The sequence below is a fragment of the Shewanella sp. SM73 genome, from assembly GCF_025653795.1.
GTDB lineage: Bacteria > Pseudomonadota > Gammaproteobacteria > Enterobacterales > Shewanellaceae > Shewanella > Shewanella oncorhynchi.
The window spans coordinates 1-21911 of record NZ_JAKKRY010000002.1; the positions used below are offsets into that span (position 1 = coordinate 1).

The window sequence follows — 21911 nt, forward strand, 5'->3', positions numbered from 1 at the left end:
GTCAGGAGCTGAGCACGTTTAATCGAACGGTTAAAAACACTCTTGCCTGCTTGATTAACTCCACATACTTGGAAGATATTTTTTGCGAGATCAATTCCTATTAGTGTAACTTTCATTTTGGACACCTTTTGTTGTTATTGAACGTGCAAATTCAATATGGCGTAAATGACGCCTACTTCACAAGAGGTGTCCATCCCATCATCCTTGGATGCTCGACCGCCCCGTCCATGGGGCGGACGGTCGTCTCGCMAATCACCACGGCTCACCGTTTTGGCTTTAGCGTAACCTGTAGATTTAAAAGACATACGCAACACAGTTTTGAGACAAAAGCGTGATAGCTCCTTTGCTCTAACTTGTCAGTTTCGGATTAAAATTTCTATGGAGATAACGCCCGCCTAAGGGGCTGGCAACGCATTAACACTAAACTCAAACACAACAACCGAAACCACTTCGGCTCAATGGGACTGGAAACGCTACGCGTTGACAGTCCCTCTTGAGGCGTTTGTTAGGTTTTGGGTTCTACATAAGCAATCGAATCTAGAAAATTTTGCATTGCCCTACTCCTCGGATAAGAAACATAAAATTCACCTAAAGTGAACTCAAACTCAGCCCAACTAGACTTTAATAACCCACGATTTCTCCAGAACGGGTGAATCCAGCAGAATTCAAGCATTGCTATTTCATTACAATGTTTCGTAAAACCAACAGCCCCAACTACATATTGTCTATTGTCATTTACGTCTTCATCAAAAAGATCATCTGTGAACGTGAATACTTGTAGATCGTGCCAGCACTCATCAGTGACATCCATCGAAAATCCATCTGAACACTCAATAGATTGATAACGCCTAATTTGAACAATACATTCTTTTTGCCATAGATCTAGAGTCAATACTTACCCATTCATCAAAGCGCTGGAAACAATTTGCAGCTTGAGGAGGAATTATAAATTTCACTTTCGCATCATCATAAAAGTCCATGATTACCTCACCTAGATGTAAGTACTTACCGAAAAACCTAACGCCGCAAGCAGCGGCGAGCGTTAGCGAGTCCAGTACCAAAGGTGCGATGCTGACTTGCCTTGTTAACTTTTTGCATACTCTACAACTAAAGACAGCGGGAACAATAAAATAGCAACCAACAAGAGATAACAACAAAGATAAAACACACCGTAATAAACGGCATTTGTTAACTTACAAGCTAATTCCAAGCTCCGGCTACCCAGCAGTGAAGGAAAATAACTAGAGAACAGATTAATCGCATCCGCATTCTCTTCAAAGAGCTTCACCAAGAAAAGCCTTAGCGTTGCGATAATCATTGCCATACCAGCAAGACCAAAAGTTGAAAATAATAACCACTCAGCCATTTCAAAAACAGTAACACCAACGAATGCCGCAAGAGTAAGTAACACAGTACCGATAACCCACCAGCGATAGTAGCTTGCTCCCTTTTTTGTAAGGGCCTGATAGCAAAATTTAAGCGGTGCTTGAGGGTGCATTGATCTTCCGTAAAGTTAACGCTTTACTCAGCGGCTGCGTTAGCAGTCCGATGAAGTAACTTGTTAAGGCCCTGGCTACGCAAATATGCTGCCTGAGTCTTGTAATTATTTAGATGTTCTGCTGAATAGGCTGGTAAAATATACAGCCCTAGACTAGCGATCAGCTCGAACATTTCCAAACAATCCTTCTGATTTTTATATTTAAAGTGAATTGTCCAGTTGTCCTCGAGCCAAAGTTCAATACCTAAGCGCACGAATACTAAATTGGTTGCATAAACAGCATCAAACAGGTTTGCAACATATAAGCCTAAGTCATCACTGCCAACAAAACGCGAAAACTGCAACTTTTGCTTAGAATTGCGGCCAATGTACTTATATTTAAGCGGTTTTTCCAACTCAACAAGCTGGGTAAAAAACCTTTTAATGATTCCGTTCCAAGCTCTTATCTGATCATCAGTTGCATCAGCAATAATACTTAAAGAGTCAGTTTCATATAGCCAATGATCAAATACAGTTACCGCTGCACAGCTAAAATCCTCTGCGGTACAATCTTCGTTGTACTTCAACAGAAATGAAAACTTTCTAGAAAGTTCTTCATTTTCATTTTTAGACAGATTACGGAAATTTCTCATTAGGCCTTAACGCCGCGAGCACACGCCGGAGGTCTTGTGCCTTGCCTTGTTAGCTTCTTGCTTCCCAGCCATCTTTACCATGAGAATATAGTTCCACTTTCATGTCTTCATCCCAACTTTCAGGATGAGGTACAAATGCTAAGAAGTAATTATCGCCATCTTCCGGTACAGCACCACTCAGTATTGATAACGCCCAATTTTTTATACTTTTACTTTGAGAGAGTATTAATAGCTTATTTTCTGATCGAGCCATGGCCAATTTACTAAAATCGATTATAGAAGCGCGACTGTCGCTTCTTTGAAATTCACTTTCAATAGCCCATTCCATTTTATTCACATAAATTAGCTGCTTCTTGTTTGACGCAGAAGGTATAGATTTAACATTCACAACACTAATATCAAAAAGCAATTCATTTAATTTAAATTCGCTTCTATTATTAGAATAATCTGCTGAAAAAACTCTGTATTCAGTTTGAACATATTCTTCTCTAAATGATGCTGCGATGTTTTTCACCCAAGCTTTACTTCTCGCTGCATGAAATAATCTAGGCTTAGAATAATTTGAACTTATACATTCTTGAAATGCATATCTTAACGAATTCTGCAATTTTTCTAAAAGCATCGATTTATCCATGAAGCTAATGCCCCCATAATTTGCTGGTTGAAGCGCAGCGTAAGACAGTCAAATTGATGGCTTTGTTACATGCCGTTGCTATGAACAACTTCCCATACTCCTTCCATAATCACCCCAGATGCATTATCTGGATGCATATCTTTCTCTCCAATGGATTCCGCGCATGACTTTCTAATAGGTGAATTTTTAGACCACAAGCCATAATCATTTCTGATTCCCATGCCCCAAGACATATGAAACATTACCAAATCTTCTTTTTTGGTATTTCTCAGTGTTTTGATGCTATCTGCGTCGAGACTTTTTGCAATTTTCTCAATTGCGCCCTCACATGTTATAGGCGAGTCCGGTTCGCTAGCTGGCTTTTCATTTTCAATTGGCTTTGATGTGCAGCCAGCTATTACCAAAAATAGTAAAGATAAAAATATGAATTTCATTTAATCCTCTTAGGCATGTAGCGCCGCCAGCAGCGGCCGAGTGAAACGAGGTCCAGCGACCGCAGGGAGCGTTGCTGGCTGGCCTTGTTATATGCGGTTGGCAACTAAAAGCACTCACTATAAATTTTGACCAACGATACACTCATTGGGTGCTTCTTATCAAAAGCCTCGTAGTACATTTGGACAAACTCTTGCTCTGGTATAACCGCTGACTTTAAGTGTGACGGAATGTTGTGTACAGCATCCATTAAGTCAGCCACGAGTTCTGATTTCGCACCATTTGAGTTATCCCAACTTAGAGATCTCGCGATCAACGTTGCTTGATATAAGACCTCTAGGTGAGCCAGTGCTTCTGGTGAGAACTGAGTTTTCAATTAACTTCCTTTAGCATATAACGCCCGCCACAAACGCGAGCAACTTGTTGCGAGTCGAGCCGCGAAGCGGCGTTTTGGTGGCGATTGTTATGCGGCCTCACTTGAGCTTGATTCCACAATTACCACAATTTTTTGGCGAAATTTGTACCCCTGCTCTTCCTATGGCTCTTGGTGCAGAATTACATGCGGGGCACCTATAGACTTTGTATAAGCCGAAAAAAATCAATGCAAAGCTAACCAAAAATGGAAGCGCTGGATTTATATATATTTCAGTAAATGCGTTCATTAAAAGCGTAAGCCCAAAAATGGCAAACGACACTGCAAAAATCACAGTTAACTTTCGCTCTCTCTTAGCGAACTCCTTTATAACTACATTCTCAGTCATTGCTTTGGCACCGCATAACGCCGCCAGCAGGGGCAGACAAAGCGCGTCGCGGTTTGGCAGTCCCTCTGGCTGGCCTTGTTAACTGTGGGATTGAATAAGCTCATCGACCCACGCTTTAAGTTTTGGGATTACCTCATTGATTTCAGACTCAAAGCCCTCTTTGTCGAAGTATTCCTCAGTTTCAATTTTGTACTGCCAATCCCTACCTTGCTGATGAACTGAATAGGGTATCCCCTCCAGGGCTTCGATTGACTCATAAACTATTTGTGCAAAAGCATCACGATCATTACGATTTTTATCGTATTTCTCTATTTCGTTTAAAAGTCTTTCTAATACGGTTTTATTCGACATTACCAACTCGATACTTTCGTACAGTTAACGCTTTGCTAAGGGGCTGGCGCCACGCGACAGTACCACGGAGCCAGCTTTAGCTGGGGAGTAAACTTGAGCAACTGGTTATATTTTATCTCCAGTAACCTCAACGCGGAACTGATCATAAATATACTTAACCCCTTTGGGCTCAGGTAGAGGATAGCCTACTGCATTTTTGTTAACGCATTGAGCCTGACTTCGATTATGTCCATCATACCAAGCGGATTCAATCACTCCCTTGTCATCTATCTTATAGATTACGCGGCCATTTAGAATTATATTGATAAGTTTCTCCAAGCTAATGGATTTCTTACTATTGATTTTTTAACTACACATTCATCGGTGATTTTGTTTGCTAGGTCATTTAATTCGCTTCTATACTTTGTGTTGTAGGCATCAATTTCAATGATATGTTCTGCTATATAGTCATTTATTAAGGATGGTGTAGTGATGTGCTCTGTTGATGAACCTGTTGCGCATCCTCCAAGAAAGAAAATAATAAATAAAAAATTTTACGCATAACTTTCCTTAAAATATAACGTTGAGCGCATGGGCGCCGCGTAGCGGCGTCCCAGCAGCCGAAGGCTGCAAATGACGCGAATTATTATATTTTTAATCTGGATCAAATTGAAACAAGGATTCGCCACAATTACGACAGGAAAACCTTAAAAAATAGTGCAATTCGTCGTCTTTACCTCTCTGTATATCTGTAAGCTCACGCTCGTCTAAATAGCTAGTTTGGAATAATCGTTCTTTTTGCTCAGCAGAAATATTCTTTATATCTTTCACAGTGCTTATTCCATGATATTCACAGAAATCACCACAATGATTTGGCCATTCAATTTCTTGATAACTTGAAAACCCAGGAGTTCGGTGAAGCAATTCATCGAAAGCACTTTCGCTACATTCTATCTCTTGTGGATTGCTAGGATCGATAATTGCCGGCATCAAAGAGACAAACTCAATTCCGAACATTTTAGCTGCACCACCATCGGCAATGCACCAAGGACAGATTGAGTCTGGTCTATTTTTACTATAAATAGAACCTGAGTAAACGTACCCCTGCTGATGCTTGCAGCAATCACATGAGTTTTTACTCTCTACTATACTCCCAGTTTTTATCGGATCGGGATGGTATTTAAACTTGGGAAAGATCATAACTCACCTTAGAAATATAACGCCGCCATAAAGGGCGAGCGAAGCGAGTCCAGCCCACGGCCTTTTGTGGGCGGTCTTTGATGGCCTGGTTATGTGATTACTCTTCATCGTATTCAAAATCTGAAGCCACCCATTCACTAAAACTGCTACAAACAAACTCACTTAACTCAGGGTCCATGCTTCCATGATCTATAAGAGCAACTTTCGGATCTTGATCACTAAGTTTAAGAATAAATGCCATACCACCGCCATCACTACCGATATTAATATAGTCTGGAGCGTATTCCTTTGTTTGATAGCACTCATTTCTCTCAATAAGCATATCTGGCAAATAAAGGTAAACATCTCCGTCCAGCTCTTTGTCGAAGGACAAAAGGAATTGTCGATAGGTTTTAGGTAGAGTGCACCCAAGATATTTTTCTACTTCGACTATATGATTCATAATATTTTCACATAACGCCTCAAACACCGGCTTGGTGAAGTTGGCGGCTTTTTTGGAACAAAAAAGGTGACAGCTTTACCAAGTCCGAGTGCTTTGACTTGTTAGCACTAGTCCTCATCTTCCACCCATATGCTCATTGCTGAATTTTTGCCGACACATAAAATACCACTATCGAACGTAGAGCTAGTAAAAGGGCTTAAACCGAAAGAACTTGCCCCATGATATTTGTGCCATTCTGCGTTTGTATAAAAGGTGGATTCAGGTGGCGCCATAGAACAAACCAAATACTCTGAATATCTCTTAGCTTCTTCTCTTGGCATAATCTCACAACTATACGCGAGATCGCGCCAAAATATTGCTTCAACGATTTCACAAGCAATTTCAATTGTGACCTCTATGAGATTCTCCTCATTTGGAAAAAGCCCAAAACCACTCAGCAATGAATTAATGGGATAATTCCAATTTGGTGAGAAGTTGATTCTTAGCTCACCACAATCTCTTTTCTCTATTATTTCTGTGATATTCATAGTACGTACTGGGTGCTAACGCTTGCAGCATGCGCGCCCATGGAATGGAGCCGAAGGCGCAATGTAATGGGCGTCGCCGTGCCTGCACTGGTTATGTTTCTTTGGCAAGGTGTACCTCTCCAAAATTCATAAACACGAAAGTGCCTGGAGCGGCCTCAGCACGATATGCGCCGTTTGCTTCAGCAAGGCGCATAGCCAGTGCAGTATATTCCCACGCTCTCATCTCTGTGCAGGTAACCTTTTGAGTCGTTAGTTCCGTTGAACCATGCTCTTCGCCAAATTGCTTTACCCGCAATGCGTTGGCTTGAAGTGTAGGCAATATTGAAGGGTGGTCCCAGCCCCACATGAACGTGTCATCATTGGAATTGAAGGTACCAATAATTTGGACTGGTGATTCTGCAATAGTGCCATCTTCAAACGAAAAGATGATTTGTCCGCTGTCCTGATCTACGTTCCAGGATTTCTCTTCGCCTAGGTGCCACGTTGCTCTGTGAGCATCAGTGGTCATCCTCAGGCCTTCGACGCTACCCGAGATAAATTCTTCGACGTTCATCTTTTTTTTAAATAGTCCAAACACCATCAACTCCCAGAGACATAACGCCCCATTAACGGGCAATAAAATAGTTGGTTAAAATAAGCGACGAAGGAGCAAAAACCAACTGTTTTTTGTCCCTGTTTAATGGCTTGTTATAAATCGCTTACTCCAAGCCTACTTTAATTAATTTTCCATTCTTGAATATTACCCTTAGGCCGTGTTCAATATCAAAAATACATTCATATTCGATATGGGTTTCACCGCCTTCATCCTCAGGAAATATGAACACACCTGGTTCAGTAACATGATTCCAAACATCTCTAGAGTTTTTGATGCGTGGCATTAATTCTTCTGCATATTCCCCTAAGCCAAGATGATAATCAGGTAATACCGAAAGGTAATACTCAAATATTGCTTCTTCTATGCTTGGGAATACATCTGAAATGTTTTTATAGAGCCAATCAATAGACTCTTTATGTGATGGTTCTATAGCACCCGAACCAGATAATCCTAGAGTGAATAAGACGTTTTCACCAAGAACTGGGAAAGTTACTTCCCCTTCAAGGTCATATCGATAATATTATCGGCTACGTCCATAGTTACCTAGATTTATAACGATTAAGCTAAGGGGCCGGCTTCGCCGGTCCCAGCGAACGGAGTGAGCGCTTTGAGCGCATTGTTAGGTGCCATGACACAGGGCATCAACATTACGTTGTAGATCTTCGGGGCTAATATCGAAACCAGATGCTCTGGCCCCCGACCAGTTTATGCCTACAAGCAATCCATCATTTTTTAAGCCTGGAACCCAGCGCTCGCAAAAGACTAGCCATGGAATAGATACAGGCGTGAAGCCGTTATATGCAGGCACATTACGAATTACAGAAAGCGCACGCGATTCAGATGACCAAAATGGCATGGCGCGCCTTCCGTCGCTGGCTGTCGGAGCTGGAAAGCCACCAGCATCTTTAATTCCCCAGACAAGTTTGAACTCTGCAATTTCGCGATAAAAATCGGAGGCATGTGCCGCGCTGATACTCATATGGCACCTAACGTTTGGTTAAGGGGTGGGCTTTAGCCCGTCCAAGTGAGCGCAGCGAACGACTTGAAGCAGTTGTTAGGCCTTTCTGGCCCGATACGGTAGCCGCAACACAGACAGAAAAGGCTAACGCCGCCGATGTGCCGGATGTACTGAGTAAGTTATTTGTTACGGTGCCCGGCATAAAACCAACTCCTTTTGATAATGCCAATAACTATGGCGACGTACTGGCGCCGCGGTGTTGCGGGTAAACCAACCTGGGAGGAATTTCCGGAGGCTGCCTAACGATTGGCTAAGGGGCGGGCTTTAGCCCGTCCCAGTGAGCGAAGCGAACGATTTGAGCGCATTGTTAGGTTTCAACTCCGCCGTTTAAACCAATCGGGATCCGATGCAACGGTTACCTCGAAGCCTAAATCAAGGGAGCGTTGATACCAATGCTGGCTCTTCTTTACACAGGGGCTAACACCCGGAGCACCAGTGATGTAGAGGGTGCCTAGGTTGTGTGCTGCACAGCCGCTGCCTGCTTCTGCAAGGCTCAGTAAAAGTAATTCCGCCCTCGCTCCATCACCGGCAAACAAAGCTTCCATTGCGACATTCATGGGGTCTGAGAGCATTACGGCTTTGATACCTAAAATTTTATTAGTGCGCATGCGCGTTTACCTCATTAGACCAGTAAAAACGCGCACCATTAACTGTTTGTATTGCAAAGAACTTATCAGCTTTTTATCTAATACACCATCCGGAAAAACGCGCATGCGCGTTTTCCAAACCTATTAACTAATTTGGGGAAAGTTTATACGGATGATTTTTAAGGGTTTTATAAATTTTAGGCTGGATAAACGCGCAAACTAACGAGTTTAAAAACACTCAAAAGCATCTAAATTTAAATACGACTGTAAACCATATATTGTTAGTCGCTTTACGGTAGGGCCAAACATTGGGTAAATAGATGAGATTTTGTAGAGCAATTCATTCGTCAGTTTTCAATTCACTAAATGAATGCTAGCCAGCTTTGGGGCAATAGCTTTTTAGCTAAACGAGCAGCGAGAGGGTTAGTTAAGATTGGCATTGGTGTACCTGTGACAGTTGGCGGCATGGCCGCTCTTTCACATCCATGTGATCGCGGCATTCGCACTTCCATATGCAGCAGATGCCACCGCCGAGCCTATAGAGATGCTTATTTTGAAAGAAATAGACGGCGAGTCACTGGGGAAGCAATGACAATTCATCCAACCACCTGACGACAAAGTTATCTTGCTTTGAGACAACAACTTTTCACCAGATAAACAGCTCAATAGTCGTTAAGATTGCCATTGTTGCAACAGTGATCGTTGGCGGCATGACCGCCATTTTATATCTGCCCAATATGGATATAAAAAATATCGCTTTATGATGATAACAACACGCTCAGTTTAATAATCAAAACCTTGCTGTGCCTTGATACCCGCTTCAAAGGCGTGTTTCAGCGGCTGCACTTCGCTGACCGTATCTGCAAGCTCGATGATGGCACGGTGGCAAGCACGGCCAGTGATAATCACATGCTGCATCGGTGGGCGATTTTTAAGTGCGCTAAGCACGCGTTCCACATCCAGATAGTGATAGCTCACCATATAGGTGAGTTCATCGAGCATAAGGCAATCTATGCTCTCATCTTGCAGCAGCTTTTCGGCGGCTTCCCAAGCGAGTACAGCGGCGGCGGTATCCTTTTCTTTATCTTGGGTTTCCCAGGTAAAACCTGTGCCCATTACATGAAACGCAACCCCTGCACCTTCGAGTAAATTGCGCTCACCGCACTCCCAAGTGCCTTTGATAAATTGCACTACCGCGGCTTTTTTACCGTGACCGACGGCGCGGGCCACTGTGCCAAAACCTGAGGTCGATTTGCCTTTACCGTTACCGGTTAACACCAGCAGAATCCCCTTCTCCTCTTGGGCGGCGGCAATTTTAGCATCCACACCGGCTTTCACTTTCTGTTGGCGAGCCTTGTGGCGTTCGGCCTTGATTTGCGCTTGTTCGTTGTCGTTCTGTGCTGTCATGGTCTTCTCTTCACTCTGCGGCTAAAAATGTCTGCTTCTAAAACTTATGCTTCTAAAATTGGCTGTAATTTTTGCATGTCTAAATGCTCAGCTAACACATCGGCTAAACGATCGAGTTGCTGCTCACGTATTTGATTGATATCTATCGCCTTAGCATCGTTTAATCCCGCCCAGCGCAAAATCAACTGACACGCATCAGGGCTATCAAACAGCCCGTGTAAATAAGTACCTAAGATTTGCCCATCATCACTTTGCAGGCCATCAGCAAAGCTCACAGATGTGGATTCAGGGATTAACTGCAAGGGCGCATTCGTTTGTTCAAGCCTAGGGATAAGATAGCTTGACTCACCGCAGTGGATTTCATAGCCCTTCACAGCAACCTTTTGCCCAAGTAACGTTAGCTCACCGCTCACTCGCCGTAACTGTTTTTCGGCTTTGAGTTCTGTGCTCAGCGGCAGGTAGCCAAGTCCTGCGGTATCACCCACACTGTCTTCAATACCTAAGGGATCGGCAATGCTTTGGCCTAGCATTTGATAGCCGCCACAAACGCCTAGCACTTTTCCGCCGTAACGCAGGTGTGTGGCAATATCTTTATCCCAGCCTTGCTGGCGTAAAAAGGCCAAATCGGCGCGCACATTCTTACTGCCGGGCAAGATCAATACATCGGCGGCGGGCAAATGAGTCGCGGCTTGGGTTTGCAACGACACATAGTCAAAATCAATATCGGGATGCAGCCGCAGCGGATCAAAATCTGTGTGATTACTGGTTCGCGGATATACGAGTACCCGCACCTTAAAACGACTCTTCGGCTGCTTAGTGGGCGAATCAACCAGCGCATCTTCGGCATCGAGATGTAAATCATGCAGATAAGGCAACACGCCTAAAACAGGCTTTTGAGTATAAGCTTCAAGCCAATCGAGCCCTGATTGCAACAGGCTAATATCACCACGGAAACGGTTGATCACAAAGCCCTTTACCCGCGCTTGTTCGGATTCTGATAACAAGGCTAAGGTCCCGACCAAATGGGCAAATACGCCACCTTTATCGATATCGGCAATGATAATCACAGGGCAATCCACAGCTTCGGCAAATCCCATGTTGGCAATATCACCTTCACGCAGATTGATCTCCGCTGGACTGCCCGCGCCTTCAACCACTATGGTTTGATACTGACCGCTTAATCGCTCGAAGGATTCCAGCACAGCGCCAAGCGCCATTGCCTTGTAATCCTTAGATTTAGGCCCAAAAAAGGCCGAGGCTTCGAGTGTCGTCAGGGCTTTGCCATGAACAATAATTTGCGCGCCCGTGTCCGAGCTTGGTTTAAGCAGAATGGGATTAAAATCGGTATGGGGCTCAAGATAACAGGCCACGGCTTGCAAGGCCTGTGCGCGGCCAATCTCGCCGCCATCGACAGTGACAGCGCTATTGAGCGCCATATTTTGCGGCTTAAAGGGCGCAACCTTTACGCCCTGACGGGCGAGCAAACGACAAATCCCCGCCACTAAGGTGCTTTTACCCGCATCCGATGTTGTGCCCTGCACCATCAAGACTTTTGCGCGCTGAAGCGAATTAGCAGCAGGATTCATAACAACGGTATTAGCGGTATCGAGTGCATTGGCACAGCCTGTGTTGTCTGTGTTTGAAGAAGGCATAGGGTTAAAAACTTATTTTAGTTTGCAGGGACAAAGATAAAAACTCAGCCTAAATATCACTAAACTGATTTAGATTACAGTGGTTTTAGTGCCAAGGGTAAACCTGCAACCACTAAGGTAACATTGTCAGCCAATGCGGCCACGGCTTGATTTAACCAGCCCGCTTCATCGACAAATTGTCGGCTCAACTCACCTAAGGGTACTATGCCAGAACCGACTTCGTTACTGATCAAAATCACCACTCCCTCAAGCTCGACGAGGGAATCCACAAACGCCGCTTTCTCTGCCTGCCAACTCGCATGAGCTTTATCGTCAGAGGTTGAAACGGCAAAGTCAGTCGCATTCCACTCAGTCGGCGCGGGTTCATCATCGATGTTAATGTTCGATGCAAGTAATTGATTCGTTAACCAAAGGGTTAAACAGTCTACTAAAATCACTCGCCCAGGTTTTGCTAACCGTTTTAGCAGTGCAGTGAGGGCGAGCGACTCTTCAAACAATTGCCATTCGATACCATCGTCCGATCGTCCCGCTTGATGCTTGGCGATACGTGTCGCCATTTCATCATCTAGCGCCTGCGCCGTCGCCACATAGCAAGCATCGAAGCCAAGCGCAGTGTACTGACGCACTAAGGCTTCGCCATAGCGACTCTTACCGCTACGGGCGCCGCCTAGGACGAGGTGGATCACAGTATGTTACCCACAACGAGCAATACAAAATAACACACAATTTCAGATATTTGCTGCGCCGCGCCTAAGGTATCACCCGTGTAACCGCCAATCTGGCGTCTAAAGATCACTATGATCAAACGGCGCAGTCCTATCATCACCAATAGCAATGACAATGCCGCTAACCCCTTGAGGAATAGCAGCACTAATACGCCGCTGGCGATCAGGATAAGCAGCTCATTAATGCCTTGATGTTGCGATAGCGGCTTAGACTTACTGGTCTCGTCATCGCGGACATACTTTTCGCTAAAAATGATACTGGCTGATACCACACGGCTCACAGTGTGCGCGACGATAAGTGCTGAACCCGCCACGACAGGATCGTACAGGGCCAACTCGACTAACAACTGCCATTTCAGCAGCAAAGCCAACATCAGTGCCAGTGCGCCATAACTGCCAAGGCGCGAGTCTTTCATGATCCGCAGCTTGTCTTCAGCCGTCCACCCCCCGCCAAAACCGTCGAAGGTATCGGCGAGGCCATCCTCATGGAATCCGCCCGTGAGCAAGACGCCAACCAACATAGCTAAAAGAACAGAAACGCCAGCGGGGAGCCAGTTCTGCGTCAGCCAAAACACTATGGCGCTTAACAAACCGACCAGAAGACCGACGAGACCGAAATAACGGCTGGCCTTATTCAACTTATCGCTATCGACTTCGACCCACTTAGGCATAGGAATGCGGGTAAAATAGCCCATGGCAACTAAAAATAAATCTATCTCTTTGTGCCAGCTTTCGCGTTCTGACATAAAGCATCCTTAGTGAATTCACACTTGCTGCAAGGTTTAAAATTAAAACGGTTGGCTAAAGGCTATTATTTTAAATAAGTAAAATAAGCGACTTAGCAGAGCACATCATACAACAGCCTCAATCCCCGCATCACTAAAACTCGCCATTTGATTGTAAAAATTTACTGAGGCTTGAATAAGCGGCAATGCCAAGGCCGCCCCCGTACCTTCGCCTAATCTCAGCCCTAGGGACAATAAAGGTTTAGCCTGCAAAAATTCTAACATTCGCAGATGACCTTGCTCATCGGATTGATGGGCAAAAATCAAATAATCACGCACATTAGGGGCGATTTGCACCGCGACTAATGCCGCCGCTGTCGCGATAAAACCGTCCACGACCACCAGCATTTTACGTTCGGCGGCGGCTAACATAGCTCCAGTCATCTGCACAATTTCAAAACCTCCTAGGCAAGCTAACACTGACTTAGGCCCAGTTAAGGCGCTTTGATGCAGCAATAACGCCAGTTCAATCAGCATCAGTTTACGTTCTAAGGTTTCACTATTAATGCCCGTACCACGGCCGACACAATCAATCACATCCAGCTGCATGATCGCCGCCATAATGGCTGCTGCAGAGGAGGTATTGCCTATGCCCATTTCGCCAAAGGCGACTAAGTTACAACCCGCTTGATGGTGACGCTCAATCAAATCGCGCGCCATAGCAAAGCCTTTATCGACGGTTTCAAGCGCCATTGCTGGCTCTAAATGGATTGCACCCGTTCCAGCGCCAAGACGTTGATCGATAATACCTTCAACCCCTTCAACTGGCGTTAAAATACCGCAATCGATCACTTCGAGCTTAAAGCCCACCTGCCGACAAAAAACGTTAATCGCCGCGCCGCCATGGGCAAAGTTTTGCACCATTTGGTGAGTCACTTCGCTAGGGGCAATCGACACGCCTTCTGCGGCAATGCCATGATCCCCCGCAAACACTAACATGGTTGGATGGACTATTTTGAGCACATCCGTTTGTGGCTGCTCCGTTTTTTGCAAATCAGTCGTTTGCACGCGGGCAATCTGCAAGGCTAAGGATTCGAGCTGACCTAAGGCGCCGGGCGGCTTAGTCTTAAGATCAATTTTCTGCAGAATCACCAGATCCTGCGCTTTACTCACAGGGCTTATTTGAAAAGACACGGCTGACTGAGACATCCACACTCCACTTTGTAATCTACATTAAATAACCACAACGCATCCCGCGTCTATGACGAACATGTCCAATTGTGCATTTCCAATCGCGGGTGGGATATCAACAGAAATACTGATTATCCCGCCAGCCTGCGCTTACGACATGACTCTAGGATGACGACTTAACGCTGCGTTTACGTCCTGACTAGGTGCCTACGGCATGACCTTGTATTTACGGCATGACTCTACGCTTACGCAAAATCAGCAAAAAGAACATGCTACCTATGGCGGCCGTGATAATGCCCACGGGCAACTCTTGATTCCCCAATAAACAGCGCGCTAATACATCAATCCACACCATAAATAATCCGCCCACCAGCGCCGTTAATAAAATCGGCTGACGACCGGGAAACAGCATGCGTACTGTATGGGGGATCATTAACCCGACAAAACCGATACCGCCGCAAGTAGCCACCAAAATAGCGGTAATCAAGGAGCAGAGCAGCAACATATTGAGCCGCAGCTTAGGCACATTCACCCCTAAGGTATGCGCCGTTTCATCCCCCGCCTGCAACGCCATGATCTGCCGTTTCATGCCTAAAATAATGAATAAACTCGCACCAATCACCAGTGTCGGCAGTACTAACAAGGACCAACTGGCCTTTGCAAAACTGCCTAAACTCCAAAACAGCACAGAGGCTGTCGCCTGCGGACTGGCGAAATACAGCAGCAGACTCGTTAATGCGCCGAACATAAAGGAGGTCGCCACACCAGAGAGCAGCATGCGCTCCACTTGACTATTAAGCCCGAGCCCAGACAAGGCAAGCACTATCAACACCGACAAACTCGCGCCAATAAAAGCGCCCAAGGGTAAGCTAAACCAAAGTAATCCAGACAAGGCACCCGAACCGCTAAAAAGCCCAGAATGTGCCGTCATACCCGCATTATCAAAAAATCCAGAGCCAGTGAATAAGGTCAACATCACCACAGCGCCAAAGGACGCGCCTGAGCTAATGCCAAACAAATAGGGATCGGCGAGCGGATTGCGAGTCACGGTTTGCAACACACTGCCCGCCAGTGACAAACCCGCACCCGCCACAAAGGCGAGTAAAATGCGCGGTAGCCTGAGCTCCATCACAATGCGCTCAGTCATGCCATTGGCTTGAGTGAGGTTGGCCATTTTATTGATAAAGACTTGGATAACATCCATAAAACTGATGTTCGCCGCGCCAAAACTTGTGGCGGCAATGGGGGTTATCAAAGTGATTATGCCTAATGCGACCAGCATCAGTTGTTGTCTCGTCAAAGGTGTCACCATACGCCCCAAATGTGAGATGAAATGCTATTTACTCCCTGAATCATCCGCCCTCGCCTCGCTCAGCCATGTGGTGCGTTAAATCATGGTAACCATAAAAATAGCTGATTAAGGGCTTTTTATGTTGTGGATGGGGCAATACCTGAGCACACACGCCAAACACATCGCCAATTCGCGCCTCGGTTAATACTTCGGTTGGCGTCCCCATAGCGCTGACTTCCCCGTTATGGATCAACAACAAACTGTCGCACAGGGCACTGGCTAAATTAAGATCATGAATAGAGGCAATCACGCTGATGCCAAGGCTACGCACCAATTCGAGGATTTGAATTTGATAGCGCACATCGAGGTGGTTCGTTGGCTCATCGAGGATTAAAAGCTGCGGCTGCTGCACTATGGCGCGGGCAATCAAGGCGCGTTGCTTTTCACCGCCAGATAAGTGCTCATATTGTTGGTGCATCTTATGGCTCAAGCCGACTTTCTCTAAAGCCTTAGCAATACGCTCAATATCACAGCTCGAATTGGTATCGAACATACCCTTGTGGGGCGTTAAGCCCATGCTGACCAATTGCTCTGTGGTGAGATCAAAATAGTGCGGTGTATCTTGCTGCACTACGGCAACGCGACAGGCAAACGCCTTGGGCGACAAGCGCTCAATATCTTGATCAAAAAGGGTAATTTTGCCCTGAGTCGGGCGAACAAACCGATACAAACAGCGCAGCAAACTGGACTTGCCTGCACCGTTAGGGCCAATCAGCCCCAGCATCTGCCCCGTTGGCAGCGTAAAGTTAATATTGGAAAGAATGGTTTTGCCATCGATACACCAGCTCAACTGGCTCACATTGAGCGCGACTGACGGGCTCAATGACGGGTTAGTGTCATTCACGGGGCTGTTAGTTTGGATTGCGGAAAGTTTCACCTAAGCGGCGCTCCTATCGAGTCCAAACCTGTATAAAAAAAGGTTGTACATATTGTCATCTGCTCCCTCGAGTCACCCGCTCGAGAACTAAGGCTGCACGCAGCGATAACAGAAATAGGCAGGTCTCCTGACTCGTAGGGAATAAGATTCGAGATCTTTTTCACTACTCACAGTTGCGGGCACAGTTCGGGCTGACTGACGAGCAGCTCCCCGATTCCCTATTATGTTTGGGTTGATATACTCTTTGTTAACAACGCCACTGTGAATTAAAACAACGGAGCGATTCGAACAAAGAGAGTCTATTCCCAACACCTATTTCTGCGACGTTATCACTCATTGCGCATGTAATACGCTATCTCGTTCAAACGTCAGGGAAAAGCATTATCCTACATCTATCCCATTAGGCAATGCTGTTTAAATCAGAATATTTTCATGTCAGCTTATTCTCGCCAAACGATCACGCCTACATGATAGCGCCGAGATAGTGAAATAAGGCCTCAACACCTGCGCCCACTCGGCCAATCTAAACGCCAATAGCAGGCACCCTGTTCATCTTGCAGCACATTAATAGTCACCACGGCCGCCACGGGTAAATCGAGTTGACTATAAAACCCCACCGCCCGTTCAACCCCTAAGGCACGCGCCATTAAGTGACGGATCACCCCTCCGTGGGTCACGACCCACACTTGAGTGGCTGGCATATTGACAGTGGTTTCATTAACGGCACTGTTTTCATTACCCATTTTATGTGAGTCAAGGGTCAATCGTTCAAACTCGGCGGCGAGTATCTGGTCAATCGTCCCATTCACCCGCGACTCAAAACTTGCCATAGTTTCACCATTGGGCGGCGGAGTTTGCCAAGGGTCTTGCCAATACGCCGCTAAGCGTTCGCCCTCTTGTTGATACAGTTCATCGAGCCGACAACCGTCCCAATCACCAAAATCAATTTCCTGTAAACCCGACAAACACTGCGCCTGCAATGGCCTTGACTCAGATATCAGTGCCGCCGTCGAATGCAACTCGGCGGCAAAAGCGTGGGCAAAATCGGCGCAGCGGCGTGAAATCGAGCTATAAATCGCGCTACACACGCTGGCCTGTGACTCAACTGCTGCCGACATTTGTTGCCAACCCTTTTTGCTTAAAGGCACATCCACACGACCCCGCAAGATCGCGCCGCCTTCACACTCACCGTGGCGCAACAATAACAACCGAACTTGTTTCATATATGCCTTTTTAGTTAGGGACTAGATGCTAGGAACTCAAGCCAAGGGCCTAAATTCTTGATTCTCGATTCTCGCTCCTAATGCCTTTGACTTTCATCTTGCCCTGACAATCATAAGTCGCGTATTATGGACGTCTATACGTTTAAATGTCCAAAACAAATTTTTAAGAACAAGTATTCAAAAAATGTCGGCTGACGACAATAAAATGCACTTAGCATAACAATGGCCGATTTTTGGACTTAACTTAGCTGTATTTAAGGTAACTATTTATGACGATACCCTCTACTAAAGCCGGCCAGATATTGGCAGACATACGCAAACAGCTTGCAGAGCGCATTCTAATCTTAGACGGTGCCATGGGCACTATGATCCAAGGCTACAAGCTGGAAGAAGAGGACTATCGCGGCGAACGCTTTAAAGATTGGCACACTGACGTCAAAGGCAACAACGATTTATTGGTCTTGTCACAGCCTCACATCATCAAACAAATTCACACCGACTACTTAAACGCCGGTGCCGACATCATTGAAACCAACACCTTTAACGCCACCACCATCGCCATGGCCGACTACGACATGCAGTCGCTGTCCGCCGAAATTAACTTAGTCGGCGCGCGCCTCGCCCGTGAAGCCTGTGATGAAGCCTTTGCTGCCACAGGCATTCCACGCTATGTCGCCGGTGTGTTAGGCCCCACTAACCGTACGTGTTCGATTAGCCCTGATGTGAACGACCCTGGCTATCGCAACGTCAGCTTCGATGAGTTAGTGACTGCTTACAAAGAATCCACTAAGGCGCTGATTGAAGGCGGCGCGGATATCATTATGGTCGAGACCATATTCGATACCTTAAACGCCAAAGCCGCGCTGTTTGCGATTGAATCGGTATTCGATGACTTATTCGGTCAGCATTCAAAAGACAGATTGCCGATCATGATTTCGGGCACCATTACCGATGCCTCTGGCCGTACACTGACTGGCCAAACGACCGAAGCCTTTTACAATTCCCTTCGCCATATCAAGCCCTTATCTATCGGTCTTAACTGTGCACTTGGGCCAAAAGAATTGCGCCCCTATGTGGAAGAATTATCCCGCATCAGTGAGTGTTATGTGTCGGCGCATCCGAATGCAGGCCTGCCGAACGAGTTTGGCGGTTACGATGAAACCCCAGAAGACATGGCGAACGTGATCGAAGATTGGGCACGCGAAGGCATGCTCAATATTATCGGCGGTTGTTGTGGTAGTACGCCTGAACATATCCGCGTGATCCGCGAAGCAGTGAGCCGTCACGATCCGCGTATTTTGCCAGACATTCCCGTCGCTTGCCGCTTGGCAGGTTTGGAACCACTGACTATCGACGCCCAATCCCTGTTCGTTAACGTGGGTGAGCGCACCAACGTTACAGGTTCGGCCAAGTTTTTAAAATTGATCAAAGAAGGCAAGTTTGAGCAGGCGCTCGATGTCGCCCGCGAGCAGGTCGAAAGCGGCGCGCAGATCATCGACATCAACATGGACGAAGGCATGCTCGATGGCGCCGAAATCATGCACAAGTTTTTAAACTTAATAGCCTCTGAGCCCGACATCAGCCGCGTACCTATTATGATCGACTCCTCTAAATGGGAAGTGATCGAAGCTGGCCTCAAATGTATTCAAGGCAAGGGCATAGTTAACTCTATTTCCCTCAAAGAAGGCGAAGCCAAGTTTATTGAGCAAGCCACCTTAGTGAAACGCTACGGCGCGGCGGCCATTATCATGGCATTCGACGAACAAGGTCAGGCCGACACTAAAGCACGTAAAATCGAAATCTGTACCCGCGCTTATCGGGTGCTGGTTGATAAGGTCGGCTTTCCGCCAGAAGACATCATCTTCGACCCAAACATTTTTGCCATCGCCACCGGTATCGATGAACACGACAACTATGCCGTCGATTTTATTGATGCCATTAAAGCGATTAAAGCCACCCTACCCCACGCGATGATTTCGGGCGGCGTGTCGAACGTGTCGTTCTCGTTCCGCGGTAACAACCCAGTGCGCGAAGCGATTCACGCCGTTTTCCTGTACCACGCCATCAAAGTCGGCATGGACATGGGGATTGTCAACGCGGGCCAGTTAGCCATTTACGACGATATCGATCCTGAGCTTAAAGTGCGCGTCGAAAACGTGGTGCTTAACTTGCCCTGCCCAGTTGAAGGCTCAAGCAATACCGAGCAGTTACTTGAAATCGCGGAGAAATTCCGCGGTGATGGCGCGCAGGTGGGTAAGAAAGAAGATTTAGAATGGCGCAGCTGGCCGGTGAGCCAACGCTTATCCCATGCGCTCGTCAAAGGCATTACCGAATTTATTGATGAAGATACCGAAGCCGCTCGCCAAGAAGCGAAACGTCCGCTGGATGTGATTGAAGGCGCCTTGATGGACGGCATGAACGTGGTCGGCGACTTGTTCGGCTCGGGCAAAATGTTCCTGCCGCAGGTGGTAAAATCGGCGCGGGTGATGAAAAAAGCCGTGGCTTACTTAAACCCCTATATCGAGCTGGAAAAGGTCGAAGGCCAATCTAACGGCAAGATTTTGATGGTGACGGTAAAAGGTGACGTGCACGATATTGGCAAAAATATCGTCGGCGTGGTGCTCGCCTGTAACGGTTTTGAGGTATTCGATTTAGGTGTGATGGTGTCGGTGGAGCGAATTCTCGACGCCGTGAAAGAACACAATATCGATATCATCGGCATGTCGGGCCTCATCACTCCGAGTCTGGACGAGATGGTGCATAACGTGAAAACCTTCCACCGTGAAGGCTTAACCATTCCGGCGATTATCGGCGGCGCCACTTGCTCGAAAATCCACACTGCGGTGAAGATTGCGCCCCATTATCCCCATGGCGCCATTTATATCGCCGATGCGTCCCGCGCCGTGCCTATGGTGAGTAAGCTCATCAACAACGAGACACGCCAAGCGACCATAGACGAAACCTATGCTGAATACGACGACATGCGTACTAAGCGTCTATCCCAAGCCAAGCGCAAAGAGATAGTGTCACTCGAAGCGGCCCGTGAAAACCGCTGCCAACACGATTGGGCCAACTACACCCCGTTCACGCCAAACGTGCTCGGTCGCCAAATATTTGATAATTATCCATTAGAAGACTTAGTCGAGCGTATCGACTGGACACCGTTTTTCCGCTCGTGGGAATTGCACGGCCACTACCCCGAAATCCTCACCGATAAAGTGGTCGGTGAAGAAGCACAGAAGCTATTCGCCGATGGTCAGGCCATGCTCAAGCAAATCATCGAAGAAAAGTGGCTCACGGCGAAAGCAGTTATCGGCTTATTCCCAGCCAATACCGTCAATTACGACGACATTGAGCTGTACACCGATGAGTCGCGTACCACAGTCGAAATGACCACACATCACCTGCGGATGCAGCTTGAACGTGTCGGCAACGACAACTTCTGCCTATCCGATTTTGTTGCACCAAAAGACTCAGGCGTCGCCGATTACATGGGCGGCTTTGCGGTGACCACAGGCCACGGCATAGACGAACATGTGGCACGTTTTGAAGCCAACCACGACGACTACAACGCCATCATGCTCAAATGCTTAGCCGACCGTTTGGCCGAAGCCTTTGCCGAGCGGATGCACGAACGGGTACGTAAAGAGTTTTGGGGTTATGCGGCCGACGAGCAGTTAAGCAACGAAGCCTTAATCCGTGAGAAATACAAAGGTATACGCCCCGCACCCGGTTACCCAGCTTGCCCTGATCACACAGAAAAAGGCTTGTTATGGGACTTGCTCAAGCCCGATGAGACTATCGACTTGAACATCACCGAAAGCTACGCCATGTTCCCCACAGCGGCAGTATCGGGCTGGTATTTCGCCCACCCGAAATCCCGCTACTTTGGCGTGAGTAACATAGGCCGCGATCAAGTGGAAGATTATGCGAAGCGTAAAGGGATGACAGTGAGTGAAACGGAGAAGTGGCTAGCGCCAGTGCTTGACTATGATCCCGAGTAATCATTGGTACTCGTTAATGCCCAAGTTTCACTTGGGAAATTAGACAAATGTGGAATTAAGGGGCAGAGTCGAAGCCCCTTATTTTTGGTTTTAATGTCTA

The 21911-nt window shown here is 46.7% G+C and carries 23 protein-coding genes, 2 pseudogenes and 1 riboswitch; of the genes and pseudogenes, 1 reads left to right on the plus strand and 24 read right to left on the minus strand.

Features of this window, described 5'->3' with window-relative positions; all coding sequences use genetic code 11:
- The 24 genes and pseudogenes from L5M51_RS03225 to L5M51_RS03340 all read right to left on the minus strand — a co-directional run.
- Positions 1 to 116, minus strand: a pseudogene (locus L5M51_RS03225) (IS110 family transposase); the annotation flags it as partial.
- 18 nt (positions 117 to 134) lie between these two features.
- A complete protein-coding gene (locus L5M51_RS03230; RefSeq protein ID WP_263171573.1) occupies positions 135 to 305 on the minus strand; it encodes a hypothetical protein in 171 nt (56 codons plus the stop codon).
- A gap of 200 nt (positions 306 to 505) precedes the next feature.
- Positions 506 to 811, minus strand: a complete 306-nt coding sequence (locus tag L5M51_RS03235) for a hypothetical protein (protein WP_263171575.1) — start codon at positions 809 to 811, stop codon at positions 506 to 508.
- A gap of 273 nt (positions 812 to 1084) precedes the next feature.
- Positions 1085 to 1498 (minus strand): hypothetical protein, encoded by a 414-nt coding sequence (locus tag L5M51_RS03240; protein WP_263171576.1) that lies wholly within the window; start codon positions 1496 to 1498, stop codon positions 1085 to 1087.
- 23 nt (positions 1499 to 1521) lie between these two features.
- Positions 1522 to 2130, minus strand: coding sequence for a hypothetical protein (locus tag L5M51_RS03245; RefSeq protein WP_263171577.1), 609 nt, complete (start codon positions 2128 to 2130; stop codon positions 1522 to 1524).
- 49 nt (positions 2131 to 2179) lie between these two features.
- Positions 2180 to 2764 carry a hypothetical protein gene (locus tag L5M51_RS03250; RefSeq protein WP_263171578.1) on the minus strand — a complete coding sequence of 195 codons (585 nt, stop codon included), beginning with the start codon at positions 2762 to 2764 and terminating at the stop codon, positions 2180 to 2182.
- Positions 2765 to 2829: 65 nt separating this feature from the next.
- On the minus strand, positions 2830 to 3198 hold the full coding sequence (locus L5M51_RS03255; RefSeq protein WP_263171580.1) for a DUF6794 domain-containing protein: 369 nt from the start codon (positions 3196 to 3198) through the stop codon (positions 2830 to 2832).
- A gap of 837 nt (positions 3199 to 4035) precedes the next feature.
- Positions 4036 to 4308 (minus strand): hypothetical protein, encoded by a 273-nt coding sequence (locus tag L5M51_RS03260; protein WP_219255924.1) that lies wholly within the window; start codon positions 4306 to 4308, stop codon positions 4036 to 4038.
- A 633-nt stretch (positions 4309 to 4941) separates the two neighbouring features.
- A complete protein-coding gene (locus tag L5M51_RS03265; RefSeq protein ID WP_219233784.1) occupies positions 4942 to 5487 on the minus strand; it encodes a CbrC family protein in 546 nt (181 codons plus the stop codon).
- Between the two features lie 97 nt (positions 5488 to 5584).
- Positions 5585 to 5929 carry an SMI1/KNR4 family protein gene (locus tag L5M51_RS03270; RefSeq protein ID WP_263171583.1) on the minus strand — a complete coding sequence of 115 codons (345 nt, stop codon included), beginning with the start codon at positions 5927 to 5929 and terminating at the stop codon, positions 5585 to 5587.
- A gap of 107 nt (positions 5930 to 6036) precedes the next feature.
- Positions 6037 to 6456 (minus strand): hypothetical protein, encoded by a 420-nt coding sequence (locus L5M51_RS03275; protein WP_263171586.1) that lies wholly within the window; start codon positions 6454 to 6456, stop codon positions 6037 to 6039.
- Positions 6457 to 6547: 91 nt separating this feature from the next.
- A complete protein-coding gene (locus L5M51_RS03280; protein WP_263171587.1) occupies positions 6548 to 7036 on the minus strand; it encodes a DUF6882 domain-containing protein in 489 nt (162 codons plus the stop codon).
- Positions 7037 to 7154: 118 nt separating this feature from the next.
- Positions 7155 to 7544, minus strand: a pseudogene (locus L5M51_RS22820) (DUF6985 domain-containing protein); the annotation flags it as partial.
- Between the two features lie 126 nt (positions 7545 to 7670).
- Positions 7671 to 8030, minus strand: a complete 360-nt coding sequence (locus L5M51_RS03290) for a DUF2750 domain-containing protein (protein ID WP_263171592.1) — start codon at positions 8028 to 8030, stop codon at positions 7671 to 7673.
- A 7-nt stretch (positions 8031 to 8037) separates the two neighbouring features.
- Positions 8038 to 8211, minus strand: a complete 174-nt coding sequence (locus L5M51_RS03295) for a hypothetical protein (protein ID WP_263171593.1) — start codon at positions 8209 to 8211, stop codon at positions 8038 to 8040.
- 172 nt (positions 8212 to 8383) lie between these two features.
- The gene (locus L5M51_RS03300; protein WP_263171594.1) at positions 8384 to 8677 is read right to left on the minus strand and encodes a hypothetical protein; all 294 of its coding nucleotides are present in this window, start codon (positions 8675 to 8677) and stop codon (positions 8384 to 8386) included.
- Between the two features lie 762 nt (positions 8678 to 9439).
- Positions 9440 to 10063 carry a cob(I)yrinic acid a,c-diamide adenosyltransferase gene (gene cobO, locus L5M51_RS03305; RefSeq protein WP_263171595.1) on the minus strand — a complete coding sequence of 208 codons (624 nt, stop codon included), beginning with the start codon at positions 10061 to 10063 and terminating at the stop codon, positions 9440 to 9442.
- 44 nt (positions 10064 to 10107) lie between these two features.
- A complete protein-coding gene (locus L5M51_RS03310) occupies positions 10108 to 11715 on the minus strand; it encodes a cobyric acid synthase (protein ID WP_263171597.1) in 1608 nt (535 codons plus the stop codon).
- A gap of 74 nt (positions 11716 to 11789) precedes the next feature.
- Positions 11790 to 12401 carry a bifunctional adenosylcobinamide kinase/adenosylcobinamide-phosphate guanylyltransferase gene (cobU, locus tag L5M51_RS03315; protein WP_263171600.1) on the minus strand — a complete coding sequence of 204 codons (612 nt, stop codon included), beginning with the start codon at positions 12399 to 12401 and terminating at the stop codon, positions 11790 to 11792.
- Complete coding sequence (locus L5M51_RS03320) at positions 12398 to 13186, minus strand: adenosylcobinamide-GDP ribazoletransferase (protein WP_028759425.1); 789 nt, start codon at positions 13184 to 13186, stop codon at positions 12398 to 12400. Before L5M51_RS03320 ends, cobU begins: the two co-directional genes overlap by 4 nt.
- A 105-nt stretch (positions 13187 to 13291) precedes the next feature.
- Complete coding sequence (gene cobT / locus L5M51_RS03325; RefSeq protein WP_263171601.1) at positions 13292 to 14374, minus strand: nicotinate-nucleotide--dimethylbenzimidazole phosphoribosyltransferase; 1083 nt, start codon at positions 14372 to 14374, stop codon at positions 13292 to 13294.
- A 208-nt stretch (positions 14375 to 14582) separates the two neighbouring features.
- A complete protein-coding gene (locus L5M51_RS03330; RefSeq protein WP_263171602.1) occupies positions 14583 to 15668 on the minus strand; it encodes a FecCD family ABC transporter permease in 1086 nt (361 codons plus the stop codon).
- Between the two features lie 40 nt (positions 15669 to 15708).
- Positions 15709 to 16584 (minus strand): ABC transporter ATP-binding protein, encoded by an 876-nt coding sequence (locus tag L5M51_RS03335; RefSeq protein WP_263171604.1) that lies wholly within the window; start codon positions 16582 to 16584, stop codon positions 15709 to 15711.
- Between the two features lie 99 nt (positions 16585 to 16683).
- A riboswitch (cobalamin riboswitch) is annotated at positions 16684 to 16860 on the minus strand.
- A 221-nt stretch (positions 16861 to 17081) separates the two neighbouring features.
- On the minus strand, positions 17082 to 17807 hold the full coding sequence (locus tag L5M51_RS03340; RefSeq protein ID WP_263171605.1) for a histidine phosphatase family protein: 726 nt from the start codon (positions 17805 to 17807) through the stop codon (positions 17082 to 17084).
- 269 nt (positions 17808 to 18076) lie between these two features.
- Here L5M51_RS03340 and metH point away from each other — a divergent pair, with 269 nt between their 5' ends.
- Positions 18077 to 21811: a methionine synthase gene (gene metH / locus L5M51_RS03345; protein ID WP_263171606.1), complete on the plus strand. Its 3735-nt coding sequence runs from the start codon at positions 18077 to 18079 to the stop codon at positions 21809 to 21811.
- The last annotated feature ends 100 nt before the right edge of the window (positions 21812 to 21911 follow it).

Coding starts and splice junctions, on each gene's coding strand:
- L5M51_RS03235 (WP_263171575.1), bottom strand. CDS start 811: ATGGATGTCACTGATGAGTGCTGGCACGATCTACAAGTATTCACGTTC.
- L5M51_RS03240 (WP_263171576.1), bottom strand. CDS start 1,498: ATGCACCCTCAAGCACCGCTTAAATTTTGCTATCAGGCCCTTACAAAA.
- L5M51_RS03245 (WP_263171577.1), bottom strand. CDS start 2,130: ATGAGAAATTTCCGTAATCTGTCTAAAAATGAAAATGAAGAACTTTCT.
- L5M51_RS03250 (WP_263171578.1), bottom strand. CDS start 2,764: ATGGATAAATCGATGCTTTTAGAAAAATTGCAGAATTCGTTAAGATAT.
- L5M51_RS03255 (WP_263171580.1), bottom strand. CDS start 3,198: ATGAAATTCATATTTTTATCTTTACTATTTTTGGTAATAGCTGGCTGC.
- L5M51_RS03260 (WP_219255924.1), bottom strand. CDS start 4,308: ATGTCGAATAAAACCGTATTAGAAAGACTTTTAAACGAAATAGAGAAA.
- L5M51_RS03265 (WP_219233784.1), bottom strand. CDS start 5,487: ATGATCTTTCCCAAGTTTAAATACCATCCCGATCCGATAAAAACTGGG.
- L5M51_RS03270 (WP_263171583.1), bottom strand. CDS start 5,929: ATGAATCATATAGTCGAAGTAGAAAAATATCTTGGGTGCACTCTACCT.
- L5M51_RS03275 (WP_263171586.1), bottom strand. CDS start 6,456: ATGAATATCACAGAAATAATAGAGAAAAGAGATTGTGGTGAGCTAAGA.
- L5M51_RS03280 (WP_263171587.1), bottom strand. CDS start 7,036: ATGGTGTTTGGACTATTTAAAAAAAAGATGAACGTCGAAGAATTTATC.
- L5M51_RS03290 (WP_263171592.1), bottom strand. CDS start 8,030: ATGAGTATCAGCGCGGCACATGCCTCCGATTTTTATCGCGAAATTGCA.
- L5M51_RS03295 (WP_263171593.1), bottom strand. CDS start 8,211: ATGCCGGGCACCGTAACAAATAACTTACTCAGTACATCCGGCACATCG.
- L5M51_RS03300 (WP_263171594.1), bottom strand. CDS start 8,677: ATGCGCACTAATAAAATTTTAGGTATCAAAGCCGTAATGCTCTCAGAC.
- cobO (WP_263171595.1), bottom strand. CDS start 10,063: ATGACAGCACAGAACGACAACGAACAAGCGCAAATCAAGGCCGAACGC.
- L5M51_RS03310 (WP_263171597.1), bottom strand. CDS start 11,715: ATGCCTTCTTCAAACACAGACAACACAGGCTGTGCCAATGCACTCGAT.
- L5M51_RS03320 (WP_028759425.1), bottom strand. CDS start 13,186: ATGTCAGAACGCGAAAGCTGGCACAAAGAGATAGATTTATTTTTAGTT.
- cobT (WP_263171601.1), bottom strand. CDS start 14,374: ATGTCTCAGTCAGCCGTGTCTTTTCAAATAAGCCCTGTGAGTAAAGCG.
- L5M51_RS03330 (WP_263171602.1), bottom strand. CDS start 15,668: ATGGTGACACCTTTGACGAGACAACAACTGATGCTGGTCGCATTAGGC.
- L5M51_RS03340 (WP_263171605.1), bottom strand. CDS start 17,807: ATGAAACAAGTTCGGTTGTTATTGTTGCGCCACGGTGAGTGTGAAGGC.
- metH (WP_263171606.1), top strand. CDS start 18,077: ATGACGATACCCTCTACTAAAGCCGGCCAGATATTGGCAGACATACGC.